The organism is Edaphosphingomonas laterariae, from assembly GCF_900188165.1.
Classification (GTDB): Bacteria; Pseudomonadota; Alphaproteobacteria; order Sphingomonadales; family Sphingomonadaceae; genus Sphingomonas_E; species Sphingomonas_E laterariae.
Map to the genome: position 1 here is coordinate 141,622 of NZ_FZOS01000008.1, position 19,257 is coordinate 160,878.

Below are 19,257 nucleotides of genomic sequence, written 5' to 3' on the forward strand. Positions count from 1 at the left end.
GGCGGCACCCCGGCGCGCCCGATCCGGGAAAACAGGTGCCCTCCAAGGGGAGCTTGATGAACGACACCAACACCACCGCCGCCGGCAAGCCCGTCATCGTCCGCACCTACAGCGCGGGCGTGCACTTCGGCTATCTGCTGGAACGCGACGGCAAGGAAGTCCGCCTGGCCAGCAGCCGCCGCCTCTGGCGCTGGTATGGCGCCTGGACGCTTTCCGAAATCGCGACGAGCGGTCTGGACACCTCCAAGTCCAAGGTCGCCGCCCCGGTCGAAATCACGCTGACCGAAGCGATCGAGATCATCGATTGCACGCCCGAAGCCGTCCAGAGCATCGAGGCCGCGCAATGGGCGGCCTGAAGTCCGGCTACGGCTACGGCTCCGGCTCCGGCGACGGCTACGGCTCCGGCTCCGGCGACGGCTACGGCTCCGGCTCCGGCTACGGCTCCGGCTACGGCTACGGCTCCGGCGACGGCTACGGCTCCGGCTACGGCTCCGGCTACGGCTACGGCTCCGGCTCCGGCTACGGCTCCGGCTACGGCTACGGCTCCGGCTCCGGCTACGGCTCCGGCTACGGCTACGGCTCCGGCTACGGCTCCGGCTAATTCAAACATCGATCGCCCCGCTCACGGCGAGGCGATCTGGTCGCCGCCTGATGGCGGCTCCGGGCCGGCGGGGAACCGCCGGCCACAACTTCCGGGAAGATCCATGCCCCACCCCGCACCCCGCCGGCTTCAACGCCCGCGCCATGCCCGCCGCTCACCGCGAGGCGCGATCTATGTCGGCACGCGCAGTCCGTGGGCCAGCCCCTTTTCGTCCCGCACCTTTGGCCACGTCGCCGCTGTCCAACTCCATCGGTCATGGCTGACAGGCAGCATCGGCCATCACGAACTGAAGCTGTGCGGCTTCAACGAACGCGAGGTTGCCGCCCTGTTCCGTCTGCGCGAACGCCAGCTGCGCGCAATCGCCAGCCTGCGCGGCCGTGATCTCATCTGCTGGTGCCCGGGCGCATCGCGCTGGTGCCACGCCGACACGCTGATCGCGCTCGCGAACGCGGAAAGGATCGCCGCATGAAGACACCCCAGCTGATCGAGGCTGCCGCCTCCACGCCCGCCCGCGATTATTCGCTCGGCCTGATCGTCGACAACTTCGCTGGCGGCGGCGGCGCTTCCACCGGGCTGGAGGCCGCCTTGCTGCGCGACGTGGACGTGGCGATCAACCACGATCCGGAGGCCGTGGCCATGCACGCGGCCAACCACCCGCGCACCCGCCATCATTGCCAGTCGGTCTGGGCGGTCGATCCGCTGGAAGCGGTCACGATAGCCGATCGACCCCAGCCGGTTTGGCTCGCCTGGTTCTCGCCGGACTGCAAGCATTTCAGCAAGGCGAAGGGCGGCAAGCCGGTCAGCAAGAATATCCGCGATCTCGCATGGATCGTGCATCACTGGATCGATCGCCTTGGCCCCGCGCTGCGCCCCGCGATCATCATGCTGGAAAATGTCGAGGAATTCCGCACATGGGGCCCGCTCACCGATGACGGGCGCCCGTGCCCCGCTGGTAAGGGCAAGACGTTCGATGAATGGGTGCGCCGCTTCCGCAAGGCCGGCTACCGCGTCGAATGGCGCGAGCTACGCGCGTGCGATCATGGCGCGCCGACGACGCGCAAGCGCCTGTTCCTGATCGCCCGGTGCGATGGCCAACCGATCGTCTGGCCGAAGCGCACCCACGCCCCGGCCGACCATCCCGACGTCCTCGCTGGCCGCCTGCGGCCATGGCGCACTGCCGCCGATATCATCGACTGGTCGATCCCGTGCCCGTCGATCTTCACCCGCATCCGCCCGCTGAAAGACGCCACCTGCCGCCGCATCGCCGCCGGCATCATGCGCTATGTGATCGATGCGCCGCACCCGTTCATCGTGCCGGTCTGCAACAGCACATGGGCTGCCGGCCGGGCATGGTCGGGTAGCGAGCCGCTGCGGACGATCACCACCGCCAAGGGTGGCGAATATGCGGTGGTGTCGTCCACGCTGGTCCAGACCGGCTATGGTGAGCGCGAAGGGCAGGCGCCCCGCGTGCCCGGCCTGCATAAGCCGCTCGGCGCGGTTGTGGCCGGCGGCGGTAAACATGCTCTCGTTTGCGCCTTCATGGCCCAGCACAACACGATGCCCAAAGGCGGTATCCATGCCGGCCATGCTGCCGACATGCCGGTCAGTACCATCACCGGCCGGGGCACACAGCAGAACATCGTCACCAGCCAGCTGGTGAAGCTCCGCAACAACTGTGTCGGACAGGGTCACCGCGAGCCCATCGGCACGCTCACCACCGGCGGCCACTATGCCGAGGTCCGCGCTTTCCTGGTCAAATATTACGGCGCGGCCGAACATGGGCAGGCAGCCAACCGCCCGCTCGATGCCGTCACCGCCAAGGCCCGGTTCGGCCTGGTCACCGTCACGATCGCGGGCGAGGAATATGCCATCGTCGATATCGGCATGCGGATGCTCACCCCGCGCGAACTGTTCCTCGCGCAGGGCTTTCCGGCCGATTACGTGATCGACCTGATCCACAACGGCAAGCCGCTCACCAAGACGGCGCAGATCCGCATGTGCGGCAACAGCGTCAGCCCCGTCATGGCCGAGGCACTGGCAGCGGCGAACTGCAACGCACCTGCGCGGGAGGCGATCGCAGCATAATGGGCAAGGCCGCATCGCGATTCCGCCAGACCGATCTTACCAAGGCGATCCGCGCCGTGGACTCGGCCGGGTTCAAGATCGATCGTATCGAGATTGACCCGATCAGTGGAAAGATCATCATCCTGCCGCTGAACGGGGCGGCGCGCGCCGTCGACGATTCGTGGAGCGACTTCTAGTGGCGAAACGCCGTTTCCTGCCCAAGCACGTTACCGCCTTCAGCGATCGGCACGGCAAGGAACGGCTGCGCTTTCGGCGCAAGGGCTTTCCCGATCATTACTTCAAGGCGCCGTTCGGCACCGATGAATTCGGCCGCGAATATCGTGCCTGCATGGAAGCGCTGCCGCCGGCCGCCGAACCGATCGGCGAGGCGCGTCACGCACCCGGCACCTTCCATGATCTGATCGCGCGCTATTACGCCTCGGCCCGGTGGAACGCCGCCAAGCGGTCGGAACAGACGCGCACGCACGATCGCCGCATATTGGAGGCTTTCCGCGCCGAACACGGCCACCGCACCGTCGCCGGCCTCAGCTTCGCGCATGCCGAAAAGATGCTGGCCAAGAAGGCCGACACGCCGACTGCCGCCAACAAGCTGCGCAAACAGCTGAAGCGGCTGGTCGATTATGGCGTGCTGCTCAAGATGCGGAGCGACAACCCGTTCGACCTGACCGAACCGATGGCGGCGGAAACAGGCGGCCACCACACATGGAGCGAGGACGATATCGCCCGCTTCGTCGTTCGCCACCCGCTCGGCAGCAAGGCCTATCTGGCAATGATGCTCATGCTCTGGACGGGCGCCCGCCGCTGCGACGTCGTTCGCCTCGGCCGCCAGAACGTCAAGGCCGGCCGCCTCACGTTCACGCCGCTGAAAACGAAGAAGACGACGCAGACGACGCTGCACATGCCGATTGCGCCCCAGCTCGCCGCCGCGATCGCCGCTGCACCTGGCACGGGTGGCATGACGTTCCTTGCCACGGCCTATGGCGTACCGTTCACCGCCAACGGTTTCGGCAACTGGTTCCGCGATCGCTGCGACGAAGCCGGCCTGCCGAACTGTTCGGCCCACGGCCTGCGCAAGGCCATCTCCCGCCGCCTCGCGGAAATCAATCAGGGCAATCAGTCGATCAAGTCGGTCACCGGCCACAGCAGTGATTCCGAAGTTGCCCGCTACACCCGCGAAGCCTCGCGCGCGCTCATGGCAGAACAGGCCATGGGGGCATTGTCCGATTGGGAAATGTCTAACCTGCCCCCGAAGGTTAGACAAAAATCCGAATAAATCTGTTTAATTTCAACACTTTATGAAATGCGCTGGTGGGCCCGGCAGGACTCGAACCCGCAACCTAGCCGTTATGAGCGGCCAGCTCTAACCATTGAGCTACAGGCCCCGACCAGCGCAGTGGCCGGCGATAGCGGAGCGGGGCGGCGGCTGGCAAGCGCCGAGCGTGCGGCGATCAGGCCTTTTCCTGGCCCGGCTGCTGCGCCTCGCGCGCGGGGAGACGCAGTTCGAAGCTGTCGCCCCGGATATCGAGCCCGCCGCGCGCGGCCACCGCGAGGTTGCGGATCAGCCTGAGCGCGAAGCCGAGGCCGAGCACGGGGGCATCGGGCCAATCGCCATCGGGGCTGTAGCCGGGATCGAGCAGCGCATGTTCGTCGCGCGATTCGAGCAGGCGCGGGCGCGAGACCGCGAGGCGCACCTGCCCGGCTTCGACCTTGAGCGTCGCGAAGATCGTTTCGCCGCGTTCGGCAAGGCCGATGGTGGCGGCGAGCAGGCGGGCGAACATGCGTTCCACCGCGACCGGATCGGCATCGACCGGCGGCAGCGCCTGCGCGACACGGAAGGCGAGCTTCACCCCGCGCGGGCTGGCCGCGGCTTCATAATCGTCGTGCAGCCGTTCGATCAGCATCGCCGCATCGACGGCGGTGGCGGCGCTGCGCACGCGGCGCGATTCGAGCCGGGCGGCCATGTCGAGATCATCGACCGCCGCCAGCAGGCGGCGCCCCTGATCGAGAATGTCGGCGGCGCGATCGCGATAATCGAAGCCGGCCGGGCCCAGCATCTGCCGTTCGATCATTTCGGCGAAGCCGACGATCGCGTTGAGCGGGGTGCGCAGTTCGTGGACGAGCTGGCGCAGCGCATCGGGCGCGAGGCCCGAGCCGTAGAGCCCCGTCGCCATCATCGGCTGGGCGGCGATCTCGTCCGCGCGGGGGCGCCGCGCAGTGCCGCGATAGCCGGTGAAGCGCCCGTCATGATGATCGAAGAAGGGCACGGCCGAGATGCGCCATTCCCCCGAGGCAGGGCCATCGCCCGGCACGCTGAGGCGGGCATCGCGGAACGAGGCGCGGCGGCGGAAGGCGCCGGCGGCATGGCCATCGACGCCATGGCCATATTGTTCGGCGGCGACGGCGATGACGATGCCGACCAGCGGCCCGCGCGGCGCGCCTTCGACCCAGCGGATCATGCCGTCCGGCCCGGTTTCGAAGCGGAATTCGGCGATGCGATCGTCGTCATCGCTATCAGGGCCACGCACGTCGGGCCGGCTGGCTTCGGCGCGATCGCGATAGGCGGCGATGCGATCGAGCAGATCGCGGATCTGCATTTCGCCTTCGGACACCGGCTCGGCCGCGCCGGTGATGACCGCGGCGACCGGGATGGCGGCGTCCTGGGCAAGCACGACTTCATCGACGATGGGCGCGCGCGGTTCACCACCCAGTGCGAAATCGCTGCTGCCGAAGCTGCCGAGCGCGGTGCGCACGGCGGTGGGCAGATCGCGGCGATGGCGCAGCAGCGCGCGTGCCGGCGGTGACAGGCGGGGCAGCAGCGCGATCCATTCGCCTTCTTCGAGTGCGGCGGCGGCGATCAGCGGCGCGCCGATCGCGGGTGCATCTTCCGCCACGAAAGCGACGACGGCGGCGGGAACGCGATGGCAGGCGATGCCGAGCACGCTTTCCGCCCGCACTTCGGCGGGCACGGCGTTGCGGATGCGGCGGAGGAGCGCGAAGGCGCCGTCGCGCTGGCCGACGCTGATCGTGGCGTCGCGATCCTGCGCGAGGATATCGACAACCTGACGCCATGTGGCCGCACGTGCCCCGGCGTCCGCCAGCGGCCGCGCGAGCACCGTTGCAAGCTTGTCGTCGAAGCGCACCCTATTCGCCTTCCCACCGGAGGCCGGGATGGCCGCCATGCCCTGTTTCTCCTTCCCCGATACCCTTGCCGGAACGCCGGGGAAAGACGCTTTTCTGCGGCGTTGCATAGTGGGACAATTGCACAAACAGGAAATATTCTTATGTTCGCGCCATCTTAACTGGAAGGATATGCCGTGGCTGCGAGGTTTCCCCTCGATTCCATCGACCGAACAATTCTTTCGGCGCTGCAGGACGAGGGCCGGATCACCAATGTCGACCTGGCGCGCCAGGCGGGATTGACCGCGCCGCCGTGTCTGCGCCGTGTGCGCGCGCTGGAACAGGCGGGGGTGATCGAAAGCTATCATGCCAAGCTGAACGCGCCGTCGCTGGGCTATGGCATCATGGTGTTCGCCATGGTGAGCCTGCGCAGCCAGGCCGAGGATGACCTGCGCGCGTTCGAGGACCATGTGACCAGCCTGCCCGAAGTGCGCGAATGCCACATGCTGAACGGCGAGATCGATTTCATCCTGAAGATCGTCGCGCACGACCTGCAATCGTTCCAGAGCTTCCTGACGTCGCAGCTGACGCCGGCGCCCAATGTGGCGAGCGTCAAGACATCGCTGACGATCCGCACGTCCAAGGACAATCCGGGGGTTCCGGTGGACCCCGAATGACGGGGCGCTGATGGTTCGGCCCCGGCGATCGGGGCTAGCGCATTTTCCGATCCGACGGCGTCGGCTCGAATGCTCTAAATTTTTGGTTTGCCGTGGTTTCCGAGTCAGCAGGTGATGCCACCTGCCTGGAAAGTGCTCCGGACGCAAAAGGGGCGGCCGAGCCATGCTCGACCGCCCCTTTTTCATGCCTGATGAAGGATCAGGCCTGCTGGTCGAGCCAGATCAGCCAATATTTGGCGAGCGACTGGCGCGGCCCCGTGATCGAGCTGAACACGGTGCGGGCTTCTTCCTTCTGGCCGGCGCGGGCGAGCGCCATGCCGAGGCGGGTGTTGACGACATTGGCGTCGACGCCACCCTTTTGCAGCGCCAGGCGATACATTTCGGCCGCCTTGGCATAATCGCCATAGCCGAGATAGGAATCGCCGGTCGCGCGGGCGGCGACGCCGTTCCCGGCCTTGGCGGCCGAGGCGGCGGCGCCCGGAAGATCGGCCTTGTCCGCGCCGACGCGCGAATTGGCCTGATCGCTGAACGCCTTGATGTTGCTGCCGGCGGTGAGCTTGAGCATGCCCGAGGCCACGCCCTCGTCGATCACGGCCTTACCTTCGCCGGGGAACTTGATGTAGGTCGCTTCGGCGTAGGTGTAATAGTCGCTTTCGCCCTTCATCGCCTTGGCGGTGCGCATCAGGCGCATCAGATCGAGCTCATAATCGGCGTCGATCTTGTTGAGATCGCGATAGACGATCAGCGAATCCCGCCAATTGTCCTGCGTCGGATAGGCCTTCAGCCAAGACTGCGAGATGCTTTCGACCTGCGGGGCGAGCTTCGCCTTGTAGCCGATGGCGATGCCACGGCCATAATATTCGCTGGGCAGCGGCTTGCCGGCGGCTTCGGCCTGGCTGATGGCCTGCTGGAGCAGGGCGAGCGCCTCGGCCGGCTTGCCGATGCGATCCTTGGCGTCGGCGGCGAGCGCGTAGGTGTCGTTGCCCTTGTCGCCGGCCTGGATCGCCTGGGTGAAGGCCTGATCGGCCTTGGGATAGTCCTTCGATTCATAAGCGAGGACGCCGCGGACCTTCCAGAAATTGCCGGTCGATTCCGCCGGAACCTTGCCGCTCGACAGCATCAGATCGAGCGCTTCGCCCTGGAGCTTCTTGTCGTTGGTGTTGCGGCCGACATCATAGGACACCGAACCGGCATAGAACTTGTCGTCGGGCGTGGTCGCGCCGGCGCGGGCGGTGGCGGCCTGCGCGGTCGCGGTGGCGACGTCCTTCGGCTCCTTGGCCATCGCGGCCTGCGCGGCGGCAACGGCTTCGCGCACCGCCGGGGTCAGTTCGGCCTTGGGGGCCTTTTCCTTCTTCGCGGCAACCGCTGGCTGCACGCCGACCACCGCCGCGCTGGACAGCGCGAGCGCGAGGCCCAGCGTGATCGTCGAAACCATCTTCATGTCTTCAAGCCTCCTCAGGGGCGGGGATTTCCCATGCGCCGGCCTGCCTACTCTGCCGCCGCACGCCGCACAAGATTTCCACCACCGTCCGTTTAGCTGTGGCCAAGCCGCCGTGAACCGGGCTTGAACCGCAACGCCATGACGTAAGGACGCATTGTCCTCTTTTTCCCACAGCCAAGCTGGTCTAGGCGCAGGCGATGCTCGCACTGCTTTCCCCGGCCAAATCGCTCGATTATCAGCGCCCGCTCCCGCCTTATGCCGCAACCCAGCCGCGTTTCGCGGAGGAAGCGCAGGCGCTGGCCGCCGCCGCCGCCGGGCTGGGGGCGAAGAAACTCGGCGAACTGATGCATATTTCGGACAAGCTGGCGGCGCTCAACGCCGAACGCTTCGACAATTTCGCCTCGGCCGATGCGCGCGCCGCGCTCTACGCCTTCAACGGCGACGTCTATCTGGGGTTCGAGGCGCATAGCCTGGATGAAGCGGCGATCGCCTTCGCGCAGGACCATGTGCGGATCCTGTCCGGCCTCTACGGCCTGCTCCGCCCGCTCGATCTGATGCGGCCCTATCGGCTGGAGATGGGGACGCGCTGGGCGCCGGGGCGGCCGAAGAATCTCTACCAATATTGGGGCGACCGGGTGAGCCGGGCGATCGCCGACGATCTGGCGGCGGCCGATACCGACGTGCTGATCAACACCGCCAGCCAGGAATATTGGGGCGTGGTTTCGCAGCATCCGCCTGAAAAGACGCGGATCATCACGGTCGAATTCAGGGAGCATGGGCCCAAGGGGCTGCGCTTCAACAGCTTCGCCGCCAAGCGCGCGCGCGGCATGATGGCGCGGTGGATGTGCGAACACCGGATCGACCGGCCCGAACATCTCAAGGGCTTCGACAGCGACGGTTATCATTATGATGCCGCGGGCTCGGACGGCGATCGCTGGCTGTTCGTGCGCGGGGCGGCGGTGCCGGCCGAATAGGGGGCGTTGCACCATAAGCGGCGCTGACGAAGCGTGGCCTGATCGCGTTCAATTCCTTGTTGTTGCGACATTTAACATTGCCATCCGGGGCGATTCATGGTGCGGTGCAACCAAGAGTCGAGCCGTGTGGAGTGTGGGTTCGTGGCAAGATCTTGCTGGCTTGGTGTGGCGTTTCTGCTGGCTGGCGCGGCCGTGCCGGCCGAGGCCGCGCTGCTCGCGCCGGGGCTGACCGAAGGGCGGCCGCTGGCCGTAATCGACCCTGTGGAGGGCGCGGACGGCGATATCGCGCCGGCGCTGTCGTCATCCGATGATGCTGTGCAGGACGACGCGGCGATACCGTTGCCCGACCCGGCTATCGCGGGCTGGATGCCGCTGGCCGCGGCGCTCGTGCTGATCGCCTATCGCATGCGCCGCGCCGATGGCCGGACGCGGTTTCAATCCGCCGTCTGACCGCCTTTTCGATTTGATGCCGAAAGGCCTGCCCGGGCTGGCGTGGACGCTTCGCTTGGGCTAGGGACATGAGGCCGCGCTCCGGCGTCGGCAAAAGCCTTTTCACGACATACGGATTCCATCTTGGCCAGCGTCCCGCCGTCCATCGAAAACAGCGACATCACCCCCGTCTCGATCGTCGAGGAGATGAAGTCGAGTTATCTCGACTATGCCATGTCGGTGATCGTCAGCCGCGCGCTGCCCGACGTGCGCGACGGGCTGAAGCCGGTGCACCGGCGCATCCTGTACGCCAGCCAGGAAGGCGGCTTCGTCCCCGGCCGGCCGTATCGCAAGTCGGCGAAGATCGTCGGCGACGTGATGGGCAATTATCACCCGCATGGCGACGCGCCGATCTACATGGCGCTGGCGCGCATGGCGCAGGACTGGTCGATGCGGGTGCCGCTGGTCGACGGCCAGGGCAATTTCGGGTCGATGGACCCCGACCTTCCGGCATCGATGCGTTATACCGAAGCGCGCCTGGCCAAGCCGGCGATGGCGCTGCTGGCCGATATCGACAAGGACACCGTCGACTTCGGGCCGAACTATGACGGATCGCTGCAGGAGCCGCTGGTGCTGCCGGCGCGCTTCCCCAACCTGCTGGTCAACGGATCGGGCGGCATCGCCGTCGGCATGGCCACCAACATCCCGCCGCACAATCTGGGCGAGGTGATCGCGGCCTGCAAAGCCTATATCGCCAATGGCGCGATCTCGTCCGAAGAACTGCACGAAATCATCCCCGGGCCGGACTTTCCGACCGGCGCGCTGATCCTGGGCAAGGGCGGCGCGCGCAACGCCTATGTGAACGGCAAGGGCTCGATCATCATGCGTTCGCGCCATGAGATCGAGGAAGGGCGCGGCGACCGCCGGTCGATCGTGCTGACCGAAATCCCCTACCAGACGGGCAAGAGCGCGCTGGTGGAAGGTATTGCCGAGGCCGCCAAGGACAAGCGGATCGAGGGCGTTTCCGATATCCGCGACGAATCCAACCGGTTCGGCGTGCGCATCGTGATCGACCTGAAGCGCGACGCGACGCCCGAGGTGGTGCTGAACCAGCTGTGGCGCCACACCAGCGCGCAGACCAGCTTCCCCGCCAACATGCTGGCGATCCGCAACGGCCGCCCCGAAGTGCTGTCGCTGCGCGACATCATCGAAAGCTTCGTCAAGTTCCGCGAGGAAGTGATCACGCGGCGTTCGAAGTTCGAGCTGCTGAAGGCCCGCGAACGCGCCCATATCCTGCTCGGCCTCGTCATCGCGGTGACGAACCTGGACGAGGTGGTGCGGATCATCCGTGGATCGTCCAGCCCGGCCGAAGCGCGCGCCAGCCTGCTCGCGCGGCAATGGCCGGTCGCCGAGATCGCGCCCTATATCCGGCTGGTCGAAGCGGTCGAACATGAGGTGGAGGGCGATACCTATCAGCTGTCCGACGCGCAGGTGCGCGCGATCCTCGATCTGCGCCTCCACCGCCTGACCGCGCTCGGCCGCGACGAGATCGGCGACGAACTGTCCAAGCTGGCGGTGTCGATCGGCGAGCTGCTCGAGATCCTCGGCAACCGCCAGCGCCTCTACGAAGTGCTGGAGGAAGAGCTCGACGTCATTGCCGCCGAGTTCGCGACACCCCGCAAATCGACGATCGCGCCGGCCGGCGACGATATCGAGGACGAGGATCTGATCGAGCGCGAGGAGATGGTCGTCACCGTCACCCATGGCGGCTACATCAAGCGCACCCCGCTCGAAGCCTTCCGCGCCCAGCGGCGCGGCGGCAAGGGCCGTTCGGGCATGGGCACCAAGGACGAGGATGCCGTTATCGAGCTGTTCGTCACGTCGACGCACACGCCGGTGCTGTTCTTCTCCAACCACGGCAAGGTCTATCGCAAGAAGGTGTGGCGCCTGCCCGAAGGCGCCCCGCAGGCGCGCGGCCGGCCGATGATCAACCTGCTGCCGCTGGCGCAGGGCGAAACCATTTCGACCGTGCTGCCGCTGCCCGAGGACGAGGCGGAATGGGGCAAGCTGCACGTGATGTTCGCCACCGCGAAGGGCACGGTGCGCCGCAATTCGATGGATGCGTTCACCAACGTGCCGTCGAACGGCAAGATCGCCATGCGCTTCGACGAGGATAGCGACGACCGGCTGATCGGCGTGGCGCTGCTGACCGAGGAGGACGACGTGCTGCTCGCCACCCGGCTGGGCAAGGCGATCCGCTTCGCCGCGACCGACGTGCGCGAATTCCAGAGCCGCACTTCCACCGGCGTGCGCGGCATGACGCTGAAGGAAGAGGGCGACGAGGTGATCTCGCTGTCGATCCTGCGCGGCTTCGAAGCGTCCACCGAGGAACGCGACGCCTATCTGCGCGCCGCGCCCTGGAAGGAAAATGACAACGCGCCGACGCTGGATGCGGCGCGGATGACCCAGTTCGTCGAGGCCGAGGAGTTCATCCTCACCGTCTGCGCCAATGGCTATGGCAAGGTCAGCTCGGCTTATGAATATCGCCGCACCGGCCGTGGTGGGCAGGGCATCGGCAATATCGACAATATCGCCCGCAACGGCCCCGTCGTGGCGAGCTTCCCGGCGCATCATGGCGAGCAGCTGATGCTCGTCACCGATCAGGCGAAGATGATCCGCATGGGGCTCGATTCGCTGCGCGTCATCGGCCGCAACAGCGCCGGCGTCCGCCTGTTCAACGTCGCCGACAACGAGCATGTCGTGTCGGCCGCGAAAATCGAAGGCGACGATGGCGAGGAAGGCGACGGCGAAACCCCGGCGACCGACGGCGAAGGCACCGGCGGCGAGGGCACGGGCGGCGAGGCGTAATCCGCTTCGTCCGGTGGCGGACATATTGGCCGCCACCGGCGAAAGGAAATGACCCGCCTCCGCCTTTGTCGGGACTTTCCCCGATATGGGATCGGCCGGCGCAGGCATAATGTCGCTTCCGTTTCATTCGGAGGTGCATTGCCATGCCACGCGGAATGATGACCTGCCTTGCCGCGCTGTCGCTGATCGCCGTTGCGCCGGTGGCGCCCGCGACCGCCAAGACGCCGGACACCTGGGACAATCTGCACAAGGTGAAATCGAAGCGGCTGGACACCGTCTATCTGCTGCCCGGCGCCGATTTCCGCACCTATAGCAAGGTGATGCTGGACCCCACCGAGGTGGCGTTCCAGAAGAACTGGCAGCGCGATTATAATAACGACACGGTTGGCCTCGACCGGCGGATCAGCGACGAGGACGCCGCCAAGATCCTGTCGGCCGCGCGCAGCGGATTCGAGGAGGTGTTCGCCAAGGCGTATCAGCAGGGCGGCTATCAGGTGGTGACGACGCCCGGGCCGGACGTGCTGCGCGTGCGCACCGCCGTGATCGACCTGACCGTGAACGCCCCCGACACGATGAGCGCGGGCCGCGTGCGCACCTATTCGCGCGAGGCGGGCGGGGCGACATTGGTGCTGGAGGCGCGCGATTCGGTGACCGGGGCGATCCTGGGCCGCGCGGTGGATTCGCGCGATATCGGCGACAATTTCGTCTATCGGCGTGACAGCGTGACCAACCGCGCGGATTTCGAGCAGGCGTTCGGCCACTGGGCGAAGATCAGCGTCGACGGGCTGAACGAGCTGAAGACGCTTTCGCCGATCGACGCCAACGCGATGCCGGCGAAGAAATAGCGCGCGGGATTTGCCCGGCCGGTCGCGTCGCGGCTTGCCGCGACGTGCATCATTGCGCCGGCGTGACGAAGGGCGCAGGCTGCGCGTCGCGGGCCGGGCGCGCTGGTTCGACCCGATGGGCCCCATGCTGGAGAGAGGGATCGACATGGCTGCATTGGACGCGGTGAAGCCGCCCATCTGGTTCTGGATCGTCGCGCTGCTGGCGCTCGCCTGGGAGGTGATGGGCTGCTTCGCTTATGTGAGCCAGGTCGGCATGTCGGCCGCCGACATCGCCAAGCTGCCGGCGGACCAGCAGGAAATCTGGCAGATGATGCCGGGTTGGGTGACGGGCGCCTATGCCGTGGCGGTGTGGATCGGCCTGCTCGGCGCGATCGCGCTGGTGGCGCGCAAAAGCTGGGCGCGGCCGCTGTTCATCGTATCGGTGGTCGCTGCGATCGCGCAGTTCGGCTGGACCTTCCTGGCGACGCCGATCCTGAAGACGATGGGCGCATCGGCGGCGCTGTTCCCGGCGGTGATCATCCTGATCGGGCTGCTGCTTGTCGGCTATGCCGGCCACGCGACGCGGCGCGGATGGCTGAGCTGATCGGTTCGGCGCGAAGGACGCTGCGATGCTGAGACTGCATTTCCACCCTTTTTCGTCCTTCTGCCAGAAGGTGCTGATCGCGCTTTATGAGCGCGATATCGCCTTTGCCCCGCAGATCGTGGACCTGGGCAATGGCGACCAGCGCGCGGCGCTGGCGGCGTTGTGGCCGATGATCAAATTTCCGCTGCTGGAGGATGAGGGCGCGAAGCAGGCGCTGCCCGAATCGACGATCATCATCGAACATCTCGACGCGATCGGCCCGGCCGCCCCGCTGGTGCCGAAGGCGGGCCCCGTGGCGCTGGAGGCGCGGCTGATGGACCGGCTGTTCGATCATTTCGTCGAACTGCCGATGCAGAAGATCGTCGGTGACAGGCTGCGGCCGGCCGATGCCCACGACCCGCATGGCGTGGCTGACGCGCGCGCGACGCTGGACAAGGCCTATGCAATGTTCGAGGCGCGGCTGGCGGGACGGGCCTGGGCGGCCGGCGATGGCTTTACCCTGGCCGATTGCGCGGCGGCGCCGGCGCTTTTCTATGCCGATTGGGTGCATCCTTTTCGCGCCGGGCATCCGGTGCTGGCGGCCTATTTCGATCGGTTGCTGGCGCGGCCGAGCTTTGCGCGCGCGGTGGACGAGGCGCGGCCCTATCGCGCTTTCTTTCCCGGCGGCGCGCCGCCGGGCTGAGCGGGCGCGCTTGCAAAGGCGCCTTCGCTGCGCGCGCGACCATGCTTGACGGGTGGCCACGCCTGTCCCACTCGCGGGGCATCACGACGGAGGACAGGCGTGGCGATCACGATCTACGGCATCAAAAATTGCGATACTATGAAGAAGGCGCGCGATTGGCTCGTCGCGCACGACATCGCCGCCGAATTTCACGATTATAAGGTGGCGGGCATCGACCGGGCGACGCTGGCCGGCTGGGTTCAGGCGCTGGGCTGGGAAGTGCTGCTGAACCGCGCGGGCACCACCTTCCGCAAGCTGCCCGACGCCGACCGCGAAGGCATCGATGCCGACAAGGCGATCGCGCTGATGCTGGCCCAGCCTTCGATGATCAAGCGCCCGGTGCTGGACAAGGACGGCACGCTCGCCGTCGGTTTCAAGCCGGAGCGTTATGCCGAACTGTTCGGCTGAGCTGGACCCTGGCCGGCCCATATGACGGTGCCGCCGCGCCCTGCCGGTGCGGCGGCACCGTCATGCGAAAACGCGATCAGCGGCCGTAGAGAAACACGTCGGCCGAGCCGTGCAACCAGCCGCGCGTATCATATTTGAAATCGACCTGGCGGATCGGGCGGCCGGGCCGCTGGAGATCGAGCGCGTCGCTTTCGCTGCCCTTCTGCACGACATAGCGGATCGGCACATTCTCCTTGCCGCCATCATCATAGACGACGATCATTTCCTTCACATGCAGCGAGGCATCCGCCACCGCCACCTTGAGCTGGCGGAACTTGTTGTTGGGCGCGAAGACCTTGATCGTGTCGTTGTCCGACATGTGCTTGGCGTGGGAATTGCCGATTTCGGTCCAGCCGGCCGGGGGCGTGCGCGGGGTCTTGTCCCGATCGCGTTCCTGCGCGACCGCGCCGCTGGTGAGCAGAACCGACGCCATGAAGGCACATGCCATGGTAGCTTTGCGCATAGGATCCCTCATCGAATGAGAAGGCCGGATCCCTTGGCGATGCGTGCCAGATCCTGACCTGCCTCGTGCCAATGTGCGAACGAACGCCTGCGAATATCGTCTTTCAGCGAACCGTCTTCATCGTCAGCGCGACGGAAAGGCGCGCGCGAAGATCAGCCTTGCGCGGCCACCCGTCGACGACTCTGTTTTACACCTGCGCCTAACCGCCAGCAACTGCGGGTAAACACTGAGACGCTGTCAGTGACTGTTTGGAAATGCGCATGAAGCGCATTTCCAGTGCGGCGCCAGCCCGCTCCCCCACCCGGCCTCCCACAGAATAATGTCGTTGGGCGGCCGGGTGGGGGAGCGGGCTGGTGCCGCAATCCGGCGAACGCCGGATTTTCAAACAGACCGTCAGGAGGGCGGATCAGTCGCGCCCGTCGCGTTCGGCGTCTTCCGCTTCGCGTTCGCGGCGGCGCTGTTCCTTCTCGGCCTTTTTGGCGGCCTTGGCCTCGCGTTCTTCCTGCTTGCGGATCTCGCGGCCGCGGTTGCGATCGGCCTCTTCCTGGCTGGTGGTGACGGCATCGACGCCCGCGCCGACCGCCTTCACCGGCAGGGTCACGATATCGACCGCGGTGCTGGCGATACAGCCGCCGAGCAGGAGGGCGGGGGCAAGCAACAGGAAGGGCAGTGCGCGCATCGGATCGTCCGGCCAGCTATGGGGTGCGGTGCTGTAGCGGGCGGCGGATGAACCGTCGATGGCCGTGATGGCGATCCGTGCGCCGAGGGCGATTTGACCGAGGATGGGGGCGGGGCTACCACCCCAACCCATGTCTACCACCTTCACGCTCGACACATCGACCAGCCGCGCGCACCCCACGCCGGCGCCGATGAAGCGGATGACCGTTCCGCAGATCCAGGACCGCAAGGGCAAGGAGCCCATCGTCATGCTGACCGCCTATACGGCGCGCATGGCGCAGCTGCTGGACAGCCATTGCGACATGCTGCTGGTGGGCGACAGCCTGGGGCAGGTGATCTACGGCCTGCCTTCCACCCTGCCGGTGACGCTGGACATGATGATCGCCCATGGCGCGGCCGTGGTGCGTGGCAGCTATCATTCGGTGGTCGTCGTCGACATGCCGTTCGGCAGCTATGAGGCGAGCCCCGAACAGGCGTTCCGTTCCGCATCGCGGGTGATGGCCGAAACCGGCGCCGCCGCCGTCAAGCTGGAAGGCGGCGAAGCGATGGCGCCGACCGTCCACTTCCTGCAATCGCGCGGGATTCCGGTGGTCGGCCATATCGGGCTGACCCCGCAGGCGGTGAACGCGCTGGGCGGCTATGGCGCGCGTGGCCGCACCAATGCCGAACATGCCAAGATCATCGCCGATGCCCGCGCGATCGCCGATGCCGGTGCCTTTTCGATCGTGATCGAAGGCGTGGTGGAGCCGCTGGCGGTGGCGGTGACGGCCGAGGTGTCCTGCCCGACGATCGGCATCGGCGCGTCGGCGCAGTGCGACGGGCAGGTGCTGGTGATCGACGACATGCTGGGCATGTTCGAACGGACCGCGCGCTTCGTGAAGCGGTATGACGACCTGGCCGGGCGGATCGACGCGGCGGCGGCGAGCTATGCCGAGGAAGTGCGCGCGCGCAGCTTCCCCACGCCTGCGCAGACCTATCAGCCCAAGCCCTGATCCGATCGCTATCCGGCGGCGAACACAGCTTTCGTTCAGGTCGAGTCACCGCTAAGGAAAGCGGCTCGCGAATTTTGGAGAGACTGCTTGGCCCTGAAGCCCCAGAATGAAGACGCCTTCTTCCGCGAGGTGGACGAGGAGCTGCGTCGAGAACAGATCGGCACTTTCTGGAAGAGCTATGGGCGCTTCCTGGCCATTGCCATCGTCGTCGGCCTCGTCGCGTTCGGCGGCTGGCTTTACTGGCAGCACCAGCAGCGGCTGGCGGCGGATGCGGCGAGCGAGCAGTTCACCCAGGCGCTGATCGAGATCGGCCAGGGCCAGGACAAGGCCGCCGCGCCGAAGCTGGACAAGCTGAAGGCCGAGGGCAATGACGGCTATCGCGGCGCGGCGATGCTGACGCAGGCCGCAGCGGCGATGGAGCGCAACGACACCAAGGCGGCGATCGCGGCCTATCAGGCGGCGGTGGCGGACACCAAGCTGGCCCAGCCGTTCCGCGATCTGGCGCTGATCCGCCAGACCGCGGTCGAGCTCGACACGCTGCCGCCCGCCCAGGTGATCGAACGGCTGAAGCCGCTGGCGGTGGCCGGCAACCCCTGGTTCGGCAGCGCCGGCGAGATGACCGCCGTCGCTTATATGAAGATGGGTAAGCCCGAACTGGCCGGGCCGCTGTTCGCGGCGATGGCCAAGGATGAAGGCGTGCCGGTGTCGATCCGTGAGCGCGCCGCGCGCCTTGCGACGACGCTGGGCGTGGACGCGGCCCCGGCCGCAGCGGCTGCCGCAAAGGAATGACCAACATGAAGCGTGTGCTGATCGCGGGCGTGATCCTCGCCAGCCTGTCCGGCTGCGGGGTCTTCAAGAAGACCGACAAACCCAAGACGGCGGTGCTGGGCGAACGCACGCCCGTGCTGACCTATGAAACCGGTGCGGAAATCGACGCGTCGATCGCCGACGTGCCGGTCGCGGTGCCGGGGGCGGCGATCAACGACGCCTGGGCCCAGCCCGGCGGCAACGCAGCCAAGACGATGAGCCATCTGGCGCTGGGCGAGACGCTGTCGGTGGCGTGGAAGGCGCATATCGACGGCAGTTCCAAGCGCGCGCGGCTGGCCGCGGCGCCGGTGGTGGCCGATGGCAAGCTGTTCGTGATGGACATTGCCGGCCGCGTCCACGCCTTCGACGCCGCCAGCGGCCGCGAGCTGTGGAGCCGCGAGATCGGCCAGGTGAAGACGGCCGAGGGCAAGGAAAAGAAGGAATCGCAGGCCGGCCGCGTGATCTTTGGCGGCGGCGTCAGCTTCGAAGGCGGCAAGCTTTATGCCACCACGGGGCTGGGCGATGTCGCCGTGCTCGACGCGCAGACCGGCGATATCGGCTGGGTCGTGCGCCCCGCCGGCCCGCTGCGCGGCGCGCCGACGCTGGCCAACGGCCATGTCTATGTGGTGAGCCAGGACAATCAGCTGTTCGCGCTGAAGCTGGAGGACGGATCGGTCGTCTGGACCGAGGCTGGCACGCTGGAACAGGCCGGCGTGTTCGGCGTCGCGGCCCCGGCGGCGGCGGCGGGCACCGTGGTCGCCGGCTTCTCGTCGGGCGAATTGAACGCCTATCGCTACGAAAACGGCCGTGGCGTCTGGCAGGATGCGCTGTCGCGCACCAGCATCTCGACCGCGGTGGCCAGCCTGTCGGACATCGACGCCGATCCGGTGATCGATCAGGGCCGCGTTTATGCCGTGGGCCAGGGCGGCCGCATGGTGGCGATGGAACTCAACACCGGCCAGCGCCTGTGGGAATTGTCGATCGCCGGCATTTCGACGCCGTGGGTGGCGGGTGAATGGATCTTCGTCGTCACCGACGATGCCCGCCTGCTGTGCATCGCGCGGACCAGCGGCAAGGTGCGCTGGATCACCCAGCTCGATCGCTGGCGCAATGCCAAGGACAAGAAGGGCCCGATCAGCTGGACCGGCCCGGTGCTGGGCGGCAACCGCCTGATCCTGGCGAGCACCGACGGCGCGCTCGTCAACGTCAATCCGACCGACGGCACCGTGCTTTCCACCGGCAAGGCCGGCGGCCCGGTGTTCCTGCCGCCGGTGATCGCCAACCAGACGCTGTTCGTGCTGGCCGAGGACGGCACGCTGACCGCCTGGCGCTGACCATGGATTGCCGGGGCGGCCCGTGACGGTGCTGCCCCGGCCGAATTTTGATTCCGGAGCGATTGCAAGCCGGGGTGCATCATCCGGCAGATCGGAAAGCGCTCTAGGCTGTAGTGACGATTTAATTATTTGATCCAGAGCATGATGCTGGCGAGTTTGACGAAGCCGAGGAAGTTGGCGGCGAGCTTGTCGTAA

The 19,257-nt window shown here is 66.8% G+C and carries 21 protein-coding genes and 1 tRNA gene; 17 read left to right on the forward strand and 5 right to left on the reverse strand.

Features of this window, described 5'->3' with window-relative positions:
* Positions 1 to 56 precede the first annotated feature (56 nt).
* The 6 genes from CHB74_RS21620 (at position 57) to CHB74_RS09705 (ending at position 3,959) form a co-directional block, all read left to right on the forward strand.
* Positions 57 to 356 carry a DUF6948 domain-containing protein gene (locus tag CHB74_RS21620; RefSeq protein WP_144033762.1) on the forward strand — a complete coding sequence of 100 codons (300 nt, stop codon included), beginning with the start codon at positions 57 to 59 and terminating at the stop codon, positions 354 to 356.
* On the forward strand, positions 344 to 601 hold the full coding sequence (locus tag CHB74_RS21985) for a hypothetical protein (RefSeq protein ID WP_179220790.1): 258 nt from the start codon (positions 344 to 346) through the stop codon (positions 599 to 601). Before CHB74_RS21620 ends, CHB74_RS21985 begins: the two co-directional genes overlap by 13 nt.
* A 103-nt stretch (positions 602 to 704) precedes the next feature.
* Positions 705 to 1,070, forward strand: coding sequence for a DUF4326 domain-containing protein (locus tag CHB74_RS09695; RefSeq protein WP_089219430.1), 366 nt, complete (start codon positions 705 to 707; stop codon positions 1,068 to 1,070).
* On the forward strand, positions 1,067 to 2,686 hold the full coding sequence (locus CHB74_RS09700; RefSeq protein ID WP_089219431.1) for a DNA cytosine methyltransferase: 1,620 nt from the start codon (positions 1,067 to 1,069) through the stop codon (positions 2,684 to 2,686). The genes CHB74_RS09695 and CHB74_RS09700 overlap by 4 nt, the downstream gene beginning before the upstream one ends.
* Entirely contained in the window at positions 2,686 to 2,862 is a 177-nt protein-coding gene (locus CHB74_RS21990; protein ID WP_179220791.1) for a hypothetical protein, read from the forward strand. The genes CHB74_RS09700 and CHB74_RS21990 overlap by 1 nt, the downstream gene beginning before the upstream one ends.
* Positions 2,862 to 3,959, forward strand: coding sequence for a tyrosine-type recombinase/integrase (locus tag CHB74_RS09705; protein ID WP_245842781.1), 1,098 nt, complete (start codon positions 2,862 to 2,864; stop codon positions 3,957 to 3,959). The genes CHB74_RS21990 and CHB74_RS09705 overlap by 1 nt, the downstream gene beginning before the upstream one ends.
* 33 nt (positions 3,960 to 3,992) lie before the next feature.
* Here CHB74_RS09705 and CHB74_RS09710 read toward each other — a convergent pair.
* Together CHB74_RS09710 and CHB74_RS09715 are read right to left on the reverse strand one after the other, a co-directional pair.
* A tRNA-Ile gene (locus CHB74_RS09710) sits at positions 3,993 to 4,068 on the reverse strand.
* 66 nt (positions 4,069 to 4,134) lie between these two features.
* Complete coding sequence (locus CHB74_RS09715; RefSeq protein WP_089219433.1) at positions 4,135 to 5,865, reverse strand: sensor histidine kinase; 1,731 nt, start codon at positions 5,863 to 5,865, stop codon at positions 4,135 to 4,137.
* Positions 5,866 to 6,000: 135 nt separating this feature from the next.
* Between CHB74_RS09715 and CHB74_RS09720 the strand changes: the two genes are divergently transcribed.
* Positions 6,001 to 6,480 (forward strand): Lrp/AsnC family transcriptional regulator, encoded by a 480-nt coding sequence (locus tag CHB74_RS09720; RefSeq protein WP_089219434.1) that lies wholly within the window; start codon positions 6,001 to 6,003, stop codon positions 6,478 to 6,480.
* A gap of 199 nt (positions 6,481 to 6,679) precedes the next feature.
* On the opposite strand, the gene CHB74_RS09725 is transcribed toward CHB74_RS09720, so the two are convergent.
* Positions 6,680 to 7,921, reverse strand: coding sequence for a tetratricopeptide repeat protein (locus tag CHB74_RS09725; protein WP_089219435.1), 1,242 nt, complete (start codon positions 7,919 to 7,921; stop codon positions 6,680 to 6,682).
* A gap of 197 nt (positions 7,922 to 8,118) precedes the next feature.
* Here CHB74_RS09725 and yaaA point away from each other — a divergent pair, with 197 nt between their 5' ends.
* The 7 genes from yaaA to CHB74_RS09760 all read left to right on the forward strand — a co-directional run bounded on the left by yaaA (position 8,119) and on the right by CHB74_RS09760 (position 14,749).
* The gene (gene yaaA / locus CHB74_RS09730; RefSeq protein WP_089219436.1) at positions 8,119 to 8,895 is read left to right on the forward strand and encodes a peroxide stress protein YaaA; all 777 of its coding nucleotides are present in this window, start codon (positions 8,119 to 8,121) and stop codon (positions 8,893 to 8,895) included.
* A gap of 96 nt (positions 8,896 to 8,991) precedes the next feature.
* Positions 8,992 to 9,345 (forward strand): hypothetical protein, encoded by a 354-nt coding sequence (locus CHB74_RS09735; RefSeq protein ID WP_218821416.1) that lies wholly within the window; start codon positions 8,992 to 8,994, stop codon positions 9,343 to 9,345.
* A 123-nt stretch (positions 9,346 to 9,468) separates the two neighbouring features.
* A complete protein-coding gene (gene gyrA / locus CHB74_RS09740) occupies positions 9,469 to 12,192 on the forward strand; it encodes a DNA gyrase subunit A (RefSeq protein ID WP_089219438.1) in 2,724 nt (907 codons plus the stop codon).
* A gap of 155 nt (positions 12,193 to 12,347) precedes the next feature.
* Entirely contained in the window at positions 12,348 to 13,037 is a 690-nt protein-coding gene (locus tag CHB74_RS09745) for a DUF3313 family protein (RefSeq protein WP_245842783.1), read from the forward strand.
* A gap of 145 nt (positions 13,038 to 13,182) precedes the next feature.
* The gene (locus CHB74_RS09750; protein WP_089219440.1) at positions 13,183 to 13,620 is read left to right on the forward strand and encodes a hypothetical protein; all 438 of its coding nucleotides are present in this window, start codon (positions 13,183 to 13,185) and stop codon (positions 13,618 to 13,620) included.
* Positions 13,621 to 13,645: 25 nt separating this feature from the next.
* Positions 13,646 to 14,302: a glutathione S-transferase family protein gene (locus CHB74_RS09755; protein WP_089219441.1), complete on the forward strand. Its 657-nt coding sequence runs from the start codon at positions 13,646 to 13,648 to the stop codon at positions 14,300 to 14,302.
* Between the two features lie 99 nt (positions 14,303 to 14,401).
* Positions 14,402 to 14,749 carry an ArsC family reductase gene (locus tag CHB74_RS09760; protein WP_089219442.1) on the forward strand — a complete coding sequence of 116 codons (348 nt, stop codon included), beginning with the start codon at positions 14,402 to 14,404 and terminating at the stop codon, positions 14,747 to 14,749.
* Positions 14,750 to 14,825: 76 nt separating this feature from the next.
* Here the strand turns inward: CHB74_RS09760 and CHB74_RS09765 are convergent, their stop codons facing one another.
* Both CHB74_RS09765 and CHB74_RS09770 read right to left on the reverse strand, forming a co-directional pair.
* Positions 14,826 to 15,251, reverse strand: coding sequence for a hypothetical protein (locus CHB74_RS09765; RefSeq protein WP_144033764.1), 426 nt, complete (start codon positions 15,249 to 15,251; stop codon positions 14,826 to 14,828).
* A gap of 406 nt (positions 15,252 to 15,657) precedes the next feature.
* Complete coding sequence (locus CHB74_RS09770; RefSeq protein WP_089219463.1) at positions 15,658 to 15,930, reverse strand: hypothetical protein; 273 nt, start codon at positions 15,928 to 15,930, stop codon at positions 15,658 to 15,660.
* Positions 15,931 to 16,060: 130 nt separating this feature from the next.
* Here CHB74_RS09770 and panB point away from each other — a divergent pair, with 130 nt between their 5' ends.
* From panB to CHB74_RS09785, 3 genes are all read left to right on the forward strand, one after another.
* Positions 16,061 to 16,921: a 3-methyl-2-oxobutanoate hydroxymethyltransferase gene (panB, locus tag CHB74_RS09775; protein WP_089219444.1), complete on the forward strand. Its 861-nt coding sequence runs from the start codon at positions 16,061 to 16,063 to the stop codon at positions 16,919 to 16,921.
* An 87-nt stretch (positions 16,922 to 17,008) separates the two neighbouring features.
* Complete coding sequence (locus CHB74_RS09780; protein ID WP_089219445.1) at positions 17,009 to 17,710, forward strand: tetratricopeptide repeat protein; 702 nt, start codon at positions 17,009 to 17,011, stop codon at positions 17,708 to 17,710.
* Between the two features lie 5 nt (positions 17,711 to 17,715).
* On the forward strand, positions 17,716 to 19,062 hold the full coding sequence (locus CHB74_RS09785; RefSeq protein ID WP_089219446.1) for a PQQ-like beta-propeller repeat protein: 1,347 nt from the start codon (positions 17,716 to 17,718) through the stop codon (positions 19,060 to 19,062).
* The last annotated feature ends 195 nt before the right edge of the window (positions 19,063 to 19,257 follow it).

Coding starts and splice junctions, on each gene's coding strand:
- CHB74_RS21620 (WP_144033762.1), top strand. CDS start 57: ATGAACGACACCAACACCACCGCCGCCGGCAAGCCCGTCATCGTCCGC.
- CHB74_RS21985 (WP_179220790.1), top strand. CDS start 344: ATGGGCGGCCTGAAGTCCGGCTACGGCTACGGCTCCGGCTCCGGCGAC.
- CHB74_RS09695 (WP_089219430.1), top strand. CDS start 705: ATGCCCCACCCCGCACCCCGCCGGCTTCAACGCCCGCGCCATGCCCGC.
- CHB74_RS09700 (WP_089219431.1), top strand. CDS start 1,067: ATGAAGACACCCCAGCTGATCGAGGCTGCCGCCTCCACGCCCGCCCGC.
- CHB74_RS21990 (WP_179220791.1), top strand. CDS start 2,686: ATGGGCAAGGCCGCATCGCGATTCCGCCAGACCGATCTTACCAAGGCG.
- CHB74_RS09715 (WP_089219433.1), bottom strand. CDS start 5,865: ATGGCGGCCATCCCGGCCTCCGGTGGGAAGGCGAATAGGGTGCGCTTC.
- CHB74_RS09725 (WP_089219435.1), bottom strand. CDS start 7,921: ATGAAGATGGTTTCGACGATCACGCTGGGCCTCGCGCTCGCGCTGTCC.
- yaaA (WP_089219436.1), top strand. CDS start 8,119: ATGCTCGCACTGCTTTCCCCGGCCAAATCGCTCGATTATCAGCGCCCG.
- CHB74_RS09735 (WP_218821416.1), top strand. CDS start 8,992: ATGGTGCGGTGCAACCAAGAGTCGAGCCGTGTGGAGTGTGGGTTCGTG.
- CHB74_RS09745 (WP_245842783.1), top strand. CDS start 12,348: ATGATGACCTGCCTTGCCGCGCTGTCGCTGATCGCCGTTGCGCCGGTG.
- CHB74_RS09750 (WP_089219440.1), top strand. CDS start 13,183: ATGGCTGCATTGGACGCGGTGAAGCCGCCCATCTGGTTCTGGATCGTC.
- CHB74_RS09755 (WP_089219441.1), top strand. CDS start 13,646: ATGCTGAGACTGCATTTCCACCCTTTTTCGTCCTTCTGCCAGAAGGTG.
- CHB74_RS09765 (WP_144033764.1), bottom strand. CDS start 15,251: ATGCGCAAAGCTACCATGGCATGTGCCTTCATGGCGTCGGTTCTGCTC.
- CHB74_RS09770 (WP_089219463.1), bottom strand. CDS start 15,930: ATGCGCGCACTGCCCTTCCTGTTGCTTGCCCCCGCCCTCCTGCTCGGC.
- panB (WP_089219444.1), top strand. CDS start 16,061: ATGTCTACCACCTTCACGCTCGACACATCGACCAGCCGCGCGCACCCC.
- CHB74_RS09785 (WP_089219446.1), top strand. CDS start 17,716: ATGAAGCGTGTGCTGATCGCGGGCGTGATCCTCGCCAGCCTGTCCGGC.